Raw genomic sequence first — 9472 nt, 5'->3', positions numbered from 1 at the left:
GGAAGACAAACTCTTTAACAATAAGCTTCTTTCAGACAATCTCAGTAAATTAGATAAACTGGAGAAAACAATTAAAGAGCTAAAATTAGCAGGACGTAAATACTTATCACTAAGCCCTTATGCAACTAACTGTCCTTTATGTAATACCCAATTCACTAAACAAGAATTAGTAAATCAGATAGAAGAAAATTTTTTAGGTGAGAACGAAGAAGATATAGAAACTAAAAAACTCTATGATAAGCAGCTTGAGTTAGATAAAGAAATTAAATTAAATGAAAGCTATTTAAAAGACCTTGAAAAAATTCAGAGCGCCTTTTTAATCTTTTCTCAAAAAGAAGATTTAAGTTATATTACTCTTGATACTATCGTTTCAGATATCAACAATTATATTATTCGGATTAACCAACTAAAAGAACAGCAGGATAATTTAGATGCAATAAAGAGCCTAGCGAGCTTGTATAATGTTTCAGAAGGAGAGTTTTCATCTATTAGTAAAAAGCTTAGTAATATTTATAGCACTCTTAGTTTTTCATATGAAAACAAGCAAAAATTCTTTGAACTTAAAGAACAGTTAGCTAAAGAAGCAATAGCTCTAAGGGATGATCTTGAAAGAATAAGTTTGAGGAAATATAAGTTATTGGATCTATCAAAAGAAAATTTAGGGTTTAAGGATTTAGAAGAAATTGATCTTTTAGCACTGCAAGATTCTTTAAACAAAGAAGAGGCTATTATTAATCAATTGGAAGATTATTTTAAAAAATTAAGTGATATTGTCTACTTAAATACGAAAGATACAATTGATGATTTAGAACTAAATTCGGACCTATTAAGCAAGAGTTTAAACTCTTACAGGAGTGAACTGAAAGTTCAATATGAGATAGTAACAGCAAAAAAAGCGGTTAAAGAAAGTAAAAAATTTGTTGATTCTAATAAGTTAAAATTTTCTAGATTACAAAATGCCAAAGAAGAACTAGGGTCTTTAATTTCCGCAGATGACAACCAGCAATTACAAGAGTTCTTCAACTACAATTTAGTTGAGATATGTGACATCTTCAAAACACTTCATGTACCTTGTGAATTTACAAAGATTCAATTTATCGAGGGAGAATTAAGACTTTTGGATAATAAAAAGTCATATAGAAAGATTTCTGAAGTCAGTACTGGTCAAAGATCTGCCTTGGCCCTCTCAATATTTATTAGTCTCAACAGGAAGTTGAGAAATGGCCCTAACATTATTATGTTTGATGATCCCGTTTCGTTTATTGATGATTTAAATGCATTATCATTTTTAGACTTTTTAAGATATTTTGTACTAAAAGAAGATAAACAAGTCTTTTTCGCAACAGCAAATGCTAAATTGGCTAGCTTATTTGAAAAGAAGTTTCATTTCCTCGAAGATGATTTTAATATTGTTCCTTTAGAGAAAAAGGCTGAAATAGTTTAATTAATGGGTGTGAATCTGTAGTTCCCCACTGGCGCGAGCTTGTAGCTCGTGCCTTTTATTTCTATGCAGCTATACCTCCAGCATGTATAACGCTAGTACGAGCTCGCACTAGCGTTATACTTCCAATACCCGGGCTGCTGTTTTAAGTATACCCCTCACATGAGCAGAAAGTATAAATTTCATAACCAGGAAGGTCTATACTTTGTCAACTCTGCGGTGGTGTACTGGATAGACGTGTTCACGCGTGAGGCGTACTTTGCTATACTTACCGACAGCCTGGACTAAGCCGCAGGAACAAAAGTATGGAGATCTATGCCTGGTGTATCCTGCCCAGCCACGTACACCTCATCTTCCGGTCAACAACCCGGGCGAGCTGCTGAAGGAGCTGAAAACCTATACTTTCAAACAATTAACATCCCCCTACCCCCTTCTTTATCGAGGGCCCCTACCCCCAAGGGGGACTGAGTATAGCTGAGCACAACCAGGAGAGCCGGAAAGAATGGATGCTCTGGCTCATGGAGTGGGCCGGTCTGAAGAACGGCAATGTGAAGCACCGACAATTCTGGCAGCAGCACAACAAGCCCATCGAGCTTTGGAGCCCTGCCGTGATAGACCAGAAAATAGACTACATCCACAACAATCCCGTAGTAGCTGGCTTTGTGTCTGAGGCGCACCATTGGAAGTATAGCAGAGCGATTGACTTTAGTGGCAGCAAAGGTGTGCTGGAGATTGACCTGGCTTAATGGTAAAGTTACGAGCTACAAGCTCGCACCAGCGGGGCCGGCGGTGAGTAACAGGATAGGGCTGCACGCACGCACCAGCAGGTGTAACAGCCTGGTATATTTTAAGTAGATTAGCACATGAGAAAAGCTGAAACAGAGATCATCAACCACCTGCATTTTCATGAAAAATACCTAGAGCTGGTGCGGCAGCTCCAGAAAACGTCTACGGTCCGGTTAGGGTATGTTCTGCCAAACGCCATACAGTTGCCGCTGGTTTTTGGCGATTTAACCCTACCAGAAAAGGCACAGATAGAAAAGCTGGATTTTACCAAATCGTTTGCCAACTTAACCGAGGCTGATGCCCTAACGGATGGCTTTGAGAGCCTGGAAACCCTCCGGGCAGACCTGAAAGTGTTTTATACGGACATTACAGCCGAAGACCCTTGTACCATCATTTACTTTAAGTTGCTACCCGCGTAAAAATTAAAATGCAGGCGATTTCCCCGCTGGCGCCAGTTTGCAGCTCGCACCTTTCCTTTCCCACGCAGCTATACCTTCAGCAAGCGAAACAGTACGAGCTATAGGCTGGCAGAGGTATAAGTGTTATACCTATGGGTAACTAATTTATACTTCTACACCGCTTATACTTCCTTCTTACAGCAAAAACGTATAGAGCATAGCCGCTTTAAAAGTGCCTGCGGCGGGCGGAAGCGGCTTAGGGAAGTATAAAAGGCATGGCAAAGGAATATATGTACAACCATAACAGTATCCTGATTGTGGTGATCTTGTTCGTGCTGTTACTGGCAGCCGAAGAAGCCGGCTTCCGGATTGGCCGGAACCACCAGCGCAAATCCGACCAGGACGTAAAAGTACAGACCAACACCATACAGGCCGGCACCCTGGGTTTGCTGGCGCTTATACTTGGTTTTACGTTTAACATGTCTCTGCAACGCTACAACAGCCGCAGCGAAGCCGTTATAAGAGAGGCCAACGCCATCGGCACTGCCCTGATGCGGACGCACCTGCTCCCCGCCCCCTACAACTCGCATATTCACAGCCTGCTGCAGCAATACATCGACCTGCGCCTTAGGGTAAACAATACTACCTATGCCATGGTGACGGAGCGGGAGGCCCTTACCGACAAAACCACGGCGCTGCAGCGTTCCATCTGGGATCAGACCGTACAGGCAGCACGCATTGATCCAAACCCTGTCACCACGGGCCACTTTATTACCGCGTTCAACAACGTGATAGATACCTACAGCGAACGAAATGCACTGCTGGCCGCCCATGTGCCTGAAGTAATACTATACCTGCTGTTTATTGTGTTCATTATGTCGGGCGCCCTGATCGGGTATGGCAGCGGGCTGGGCCAAAAACGCACCCTGCTGCCCTCGGCGCTCCTGAGCTTCCTGATCTGCCTGCTGATGTTCATCATCCTCGACCTGGACCGCCCGAGGCGCGGCATCATAAAAGTGGACCAGAGCAGTATGGAGCAACTTAAATCAGAATAAAACCTTTGGCTGATACCGTGTCCTGAAAGCGGTTAAGCAGGATTTGTTTTGCCCCGCTGGCGCGGGCTTGCAGTTCGTGCCTATTGCTATTTGCACGCTGCTATACCTGCATCACTCGTAGCAGGGGAACCAAACGATCTGCTTCTTCTCTCCAAACTGATTCGATTCTGAATTTCCGCCTTTAACACCTCCTCCTCCTCCACTCACTCAATAATGCTGTTTTTAATTCATATCGTTATACAAAATAAGTACATTAGGCAGTTTCGTTGACTTTTATTTCTGCACTTAATTCTAAGCCTATGAAAAGCCTGTTACTTATGACTTCCCTGGCTATTTTCTTAGCCGCGGTATTTCTGAACCAATTTTCGAATGGCCGTCTTGCTGAAAAGGTGGAGCAGGCTGGCTTTGACACCGCCCTGCAGGCAGAGCAGGAACTGATCAAACGTGGGGAGCACCTGGTATTGATCGGCGCCTGCCACGATTGCCATTCTCCTAAAAAAATGACTGAAAAGGGCATGGAGATAGACTTCTCACGCGCCTTGTCCGGACACCCGTCTGATATGCCGCCTCCTGATGTAAACCGCAAAGAGATGGAACAGAAAGGCCTGGCAGTTACCCAGACGCTGACCGCCTGGGTGGGGCCCTGGGGCATTTCGTACGCTGCCAACTTAACGTCTGATGCGACCGGTATCGGCAACTGGACCGAAAAGCACTTTTTCACCGCCATCCGGCAAGGCAAGCATAAGGGTCTGGAAAACAATCGTATGTTGCTGCCGCCCATGCCTTGGGACATGTACCGCAATATGACGGATGAGGAACTGAGAGCCGTTTTTGCCTACCTGAAATCTACCAAGCCGATCAAAAACGTGGTCCCAGCCCCTCAGCCCCCGGTAACAGCAGCGGCAACTGGCAAATAGGCGCTCAAACTTTATAAAATTGCCCGTTTACAGCGCGGAATTGCGACCTGTTTGTTGTGCAGGTATGCGCCTGATGCTCCTGCTGTTTTTAAACAATCTACACCAGGACTACATAGTTTCCTCAGAACGCCCATGCGCATTACTTTTTGTTTCCTACATTGGCAAAGGTAATGAAGGTGATGCTGGTGGCAGGCAGATCCACGTTACCGGCTTTTACAGCCTGGCCTTTAAAGATCGGCAGCTCATCGTTTGCCCCTAATTTCAGTTCCTGCCCGTTCAGCTGTACCGTGGTGTCTTGCAGTTCTGCAGACGTGAGCGTGTACTGTTCTGCATTGGAAGGGATCGTGACCGGCGTTGCAGCTTTGTTGGTGTTGATGACCAAAAGCGTAATGCCTCCCTGATGCCCTTTCCAGTTATGAGCAAACATATAAACACCCGCCGCCCCTGCGCCTGCTTCATACACTTCGGTGCCCATCAGCCTTTGCCACAACAAAGCTGCCCAGTAATTGGGTTTTGGCAAATGCGTGTCCTGGTCTATCAGGCTGTATTCGCTGGCTGCAAGCGTATTATGCATAATCACTTTCAACCCTTTTTTCGCCAAAGAACCCATCTGGTATAAATAGCGGAAGCAATCGAGGTAAGTTGCCGCATAGGGGTCGCCACCACCGGCTGCCTGGCCTGTTTCGGTGATCCAGATGGGCTTGCCGGGCAAGTACTTATCCCGTAAGCCGATGTAATAATCAGCTGAAAGATCTGTCCGCTGCAACCAGGCCGAGTCCAGGGCATTTTCGGCTTTTATGGAAAAAGGCCCGCTGCGGATCATACGCATGGAAGCCGCCCCGTAAAAGTGATAAGTAAAAACATCAAACACCGGTTTGGGTTCTGCCGACATCATCTCCTCTGTTGTAAGTACTTTCACACCAAGCTCTTCAAAGCTGACACCGGGTACCCCTTCCCCTACCGATCCGGGCCCAAGCGTCAGCATGTTAGGCACTGCTTTTTTTGCCCAGGCATTGAAAACAGCTACATCTTTGGCAAAATCGCTGGCACCATAATCTTTATCTATTTCGCCCCCTGCCGTGGGCATGGTGGGTTCATTAAAAAGCTCTGCTGCGGCAATTTCTCCCCCCAGGCTTTTGGTATAGTCTGAAATTTTCTGCGCTTCCTTTGGCGTCCACACGCCCTGAGCATCGCGCACCCCATTCGACACGGCAAAGGACATGGCCAGTTTGCCGTCGGTCGCCTTTAGAAAATCTATCACCCCTTTCCACTGGCTGCGGGTCAATACGTTTACAAACCCTTCCGGCGCTTTTGCCATGGCAGGCTGGTCATTATCCTGGAAGTAAGTAGCGTTTGCCCAGGTGCCGCTGACACGCACATACGCTGGTGCAAGCCCTTTGGCCAGGTTTCTTAGTCTTCTGTCTGCCAGGTTGATCGGCTCCAGCTTCCGGTACAGTTGCTCGTTTTTTTGCGAGACGTCATAAGTTGATACCGCAGCTAATGGAGGCAGGCTATCCATCATTTTATAGGGTTTCCAGAATTCACCCCCGATCACTTCTACCATTTCCACATTATAGGATTGGTAACGTTCGTCTACGCTGCCGATGCGTTTCATTTCCTTTAGATTGACGGTGATGGCGGCGTTATCCTTGTCGCTACCAGTACCGTCGGTATTCTCCTTGGTACCCGAATTACAGGCACTCAGGACGATTGCGCTGGCAATAGGCAGGAGTGCAATGATTTTTAAAATGCTCATATCCTTTTTCTTTAAGATTTTTTTAAAAAATCCTGAAGGGCTTGCAGGTGGTTATCGTTCGGCCATCAGCCCATCGTCCGCTTGTTGTCATTCAGTGGATTGGAGGCAGGCTTATTAAGAAACCGTAGGTAGTTGAGGGATGATTGGGTGCTGACTGGGCTGGCCGGATCAGGTCAGCCTACAGCTTTGTGGCGCGGAACAGGTTGTGATGGTGTCAAGAGCAGGGCGTGTGGTACTTAGGCGCCTGGTAGCCCCGGTCAATTGGGCCACCGGCAGTAGTACGTATCGCGCACATGGGGTTCCAGGAATGTACCGTTGCTCTTCGTATTTATTCACCAAAGCAATGGGCACACATGAATTTACGCTTCGGACCGTATCAGGTTTGTATTTTTCCTTCCTTGGCTTTGCTATACCTGCGCTAACGGGCAGCTTATTTGTAAACAACGGTACACGTTTCTATCAGAAAGAACATCAAGGCTTAACCCGCACACAGGACAACGGCCTTGAACCGGTTCCTACAGATGTCCTTATTAATTCATCCGCCTGGAAGTGTGCGGGGACCGGTATGCAGTCGGCGCACCGGGTAGAATTGTTACTGCAACGGAAGCAAAGGAAAAGGGATAACGTAGATACCAAGAATAAATCATCTTCTCATCTTAAAGAAAAACAAGTATGGAAATCAAGAAACTGCTAACACTGCTCTGTTTTGTGTTCGGTATCACCTGTTTTGCGCAGGCACAAACAACCACTGCGCAGATAGTAAAAGAATGGGAACGGGCCAAAGCCTATACCAAGGAGTATCTGGAGGCTATGCCCGACTCTGGCTATGCCTTAAAGCCCACGCCTGAGATGCGCTCTTTTGCCGAGCAAATGCTGCATTTAACGGACGCCAACTATGCCTTTGCTGCTGCGGCATCAGGCGCAAAAGTCCCTGCAGGCCAGGGTGAGTCAGAGAAGAAGACAGCGGACAAGTCAAAGGCCAACGTCACTAAGCAGGTGATGGCCGGGTATGACTTTGTCATCAATAATGTCAAAAGCATGACTCCTGCTCAGCTGAACGAGAAGATCAAGCTGTTCAATCAGTTTGATATGACGAAGGGCGTAGCCCTCAGCAAGCTCTTCGAGCACCAGACGCACCACCGGGGACAAACCACGGTCTACCTACGCCTGGCAGGTGTAACCCCGCCGGAAGAGAAACTGTTCTAATGCGGAAAGTATCACAGAGAAGGGGCAGCCAATGCCCCTTCTCTCTTAACTACTTGTACCATTTTCAACAGGCTGATCCATACAGCGTGCCGGCTTATTTAAGAGTTGCAGGCGCTTCCCCGCATTACCACAGACAAACAGGTATATCCTGCTTCGGCGCGCTACCGTTATAGAAATAAACCTGATACAATTCAATGAAAAAGGAACATATAGCACAGGTTCTGACTACCTGCCTCTTCCTCTCCTTCCTGTGCCTGACCGGTTGCAGTACCAGCACGGCACCAGCGGGTGCGGCAGCGGCAGAAAACAGAAGCCTGGCCCCACAACGCGTGGACATAAGGGGAACAATCGTGATGCGGCGCTACGACCAGGGGCAGGTCATGCTGGAGGTAGATGGCTTTGCTCCTTCACCGGACTCCCGCTATACCCGGGCCTATGTACTCGTGCAGCCAACGGCGCAAATTATCGGCTCCGATGGTGGCTCTGTCAGTATCAGCGAAATACAACAGGGGCAGAACGTAGCCATTCTGTTGCGGGGCCGCGGAAAAGGAAACAATGTGGGGATGGGTATTGCCCGGAAGGTATGGATAGAAGGATTCTGAAGCTAGACAGGTATACCCCGGCTGGCCTCAGCTTGTAGCTATACCTTGTCTATACCTTTTGATCAGCGGGCTTACTGTACACTTACTCCTTGTTGCAGCCGCACTGCCAGGTATAACCCTCATACTGCACGGTTACCTGGGCTACGGTGGTCCCCTTCTGGTATTTGGAGGATTTTGGCCCCTTGCTCTTCATCGGGCCGGAAAGCCAGGTGATCACACCCGTTTTGGCATTATAGGTGTATCTGCCTGTTCCCCCGTCATCGAGCCAGCGGTAGGTTCCGTCCTTTTTCAAGGCAAAGTACCCTTTGTAATCATAGCGGTAGGCAGGGCTCACATTCGGGCCGTTCCATACAGACTGGTCGCACGCATAATTGCCATAAACCAAAGCCCCGCCATAGGTTACTTTTTTGGCAGGTGTGGTCTTTATTTCCTTCGCGGCCTGCAGTTTATTCCACTTTGTCTTGGCTGAAGCCACATCTCCGGCATATCTTCCTTCCAGTGTTTTATCTCCGGCCAGGGCTTTTTGGTAGAAAGTGGCAGCTTCCGCATCTTTCCCTTGTGCCGCAAGCGAAACAGCCTTCAGGTAATTGGTATAAGGGTTTTCGGCATCAACCGCCAGGGAAAGGCTGAAGCGTGTTTCGGCGCTGCTAAATTCACCTGTTTCATAATACTGTATACCTTGTATAGCTTCCTGGCCGGGAGCGAACATCTGTGTTTCCTTGCCGCCGGTTGCATAAGAGTGCTTCAATTGAGCAATATAGGCGTCCAGGCCTTTGGCAACAGGGGCTGCTTCTTTTGGAGTGTCATTTTCGGTATTATTGGCTTCTACCGGCCTGGTTGCCTCCACTTTTCCGATTTCTTTTTGAGCAGGCACTTCCCTCGCAAAACGCGCTTTAAGGGAGGGGTTCAGCTCAAAGGCTCGCTCCAGGTACTCCTGTGCCAGTTTCGTCTTTTCAGGATCATTTTGTTTGAGGAGTGAAATAGCCAGCTGGTAGTTGGCAAAGGCATGGTCGGGGTGTGCCCGTAGTATATTCGCAAAACTAAACTGAGCCGAGGCATAGTTTCCGGCTTCGAAATATTCCTGCGCATACAGAAAATCGGACCCAACCGACAGAAAAGCGGTTTCACTTCCTCCTGTAGCCGAAGACTTTTTTAATTTCTGAACGTAGGCCTCCAGTTCATCTTTCGGTTCCTGTGCATATAAAAAAGAGGTGCACAGCAGCAGCGTGCACAGCAGAATGACATGAAGTCTGTAGCTCATTTTTCTGAAGCAAAATTTTTCGCTATAAATATATACATATATACTATAAA

General features: G+C 47.2%; 11 protein-coding genes. 9 read left to right on the top strand and 2 right to left on the bottom strand.

Translation table 11 applies throughout. The features are described from left to right. The 6 genes from OB13_RS17420 to OB13_RS17395 all read left to right on the top strand — a co-directional run. A partial coding sequence (locus OB13_RS17420) for a hypothetical protein (RefSeq protein ID WP_461491459.1) occupies positions 1 to 1444 on the top strand: 1444 nt, incomplete at its 5' end. A gap of 159 nt (positions 1445 to 1603) precedes the next feature. After that, complete coding sequence (locus OB13_RS17415; RefSeq protein WP_461491458.1) at positions 1604 to 1729, top strand: hypothetical protein; 126 nt, start codon at positions 1604 to 1606, stop codon at positions 1727 to 1729. A 218-nt stretch (positions 1730 to 1947) separates the two neighbouring features. Continuing rightward, positions 1948 to 2187, top strand: coding sequence for a hypothetical protein (locus OB13_RS17410; RefSeq protein WP_461491457.1), 240 nt, complete (start codon positions 1948 to 1950; stop codon positions 2185 to 2187). Positions 2188 to 2304: 117 nt separating this feature from the next. Next, on the top strand, positions 2305 to 2646 hold the full coding sequence (locus tag OB13_RS17405; RefSeq protein ID WP_461491456.1) for an ASCH domain-containing protein: 342 nt from the start codon (positions 2305 to 2307) through the stop codon (positions 2644 to 2646). 254 nt (positions 2647 to 2900) lie between these two features. Beyond that, complete coding sequence (locus tag OB13_RS17400) at positions 2901 to 3680, top strand: bestrophin-like domain (protein ID WP_461491455.1); 780 nt, start codon at positions 2901 to 2903, stop codon at positions 3678 to 3680. Positions 3681 to 3979: 299 nt separating this feature from the next. Then, positions 3980 to 4597, top strand: a complete 618-nt coding sequence (locus OB13_RS17395) for a c-type cytochrome (RefSeq protein WP_461491454.1) — start codon at positions 3980 to 3982, stop codon at positions 4595 to 4597. A gap of 139 nt (positions 4598 to 4736) precedes the next feature. Here OB13_RS17395 and OB13_RS17390 read toward each other — a convergent pair whose 3' ends face one another. Next, positions 4737 to 6353: a hypothetical protein gene (locus OB13_RS17390; protein ID WP_461491453.1), complete on the bottom strand. Its 1617-nt coding sequence runs from the start codon at positions 6351 to 6353 to the stop codon at positions 4737 to 4739. Between the two features lie 343 nt (positions 6354 to 6696). On the opposite strand from OB13_RS17390, the gene OB13_RS17385 reads away from it, so the two are divergent. From OB13_RS17385 to OB13_RS17375, 3 genes are all read left to right on the top strand, one after another. Further along, positions 6697 to 7047, top strand: coding sequence for a hypothetical protein (locus OB13_RS17385; protein ID WP_461491452.1), 351 nt, complete (start codon positions 6697 to 6699; stop codon positions 7045 to 7047). Next, positions 7026 to 7559: a DinB family protein gene (locus OB13_RS17380; protein ID WP_461491451.1), complete on the top strand. Its 534-nt coding sequence runs from the start codon at positions 7026 to 7028 to the stop codon at positions 7557 to 7559. The genes OB13_RS17385 and OB13_RS17380 overlap by 22 nt, the downstream gene beginning before the upstream one ends. Positions 7560 to 7753: 194 nt before the next feature. Continuing rightward, positions 7754 to 8161 carry a hypothetical protein gene (locus OB13_RS17375; protein ID WP_461491450.1) on the top strand — a complete coding sequence of 136 codons (408 nt, stop codon included), beginning with the start codon at positions 7754 to 7756 and terminating at the stop codon, positions 8159 to 8161. Between the two features lie 82 nt (positions 8162 to 8243). Here OB13_RS17375 and OB13_RS17370 read toward each other — a convergent pair whose 3' ends face one another. After that, entirely contained in the window at positions 8244 to 9422 is a 1179-nt protein-coding gene (locus OB13_RS17370) for a tetratricopeptide repeat protein (RefSeq protein ID WP_461491449.1), read from the bottom strand. Positions 9423 to 9472: the final 50 nt, after the last annotated feature.

This window comes from Pontibacter sp. HJ8 (assembly GCF_054824225.1).
This window is presented reverse-complemented; position numbering and strand designations above follow the sequence as displayed.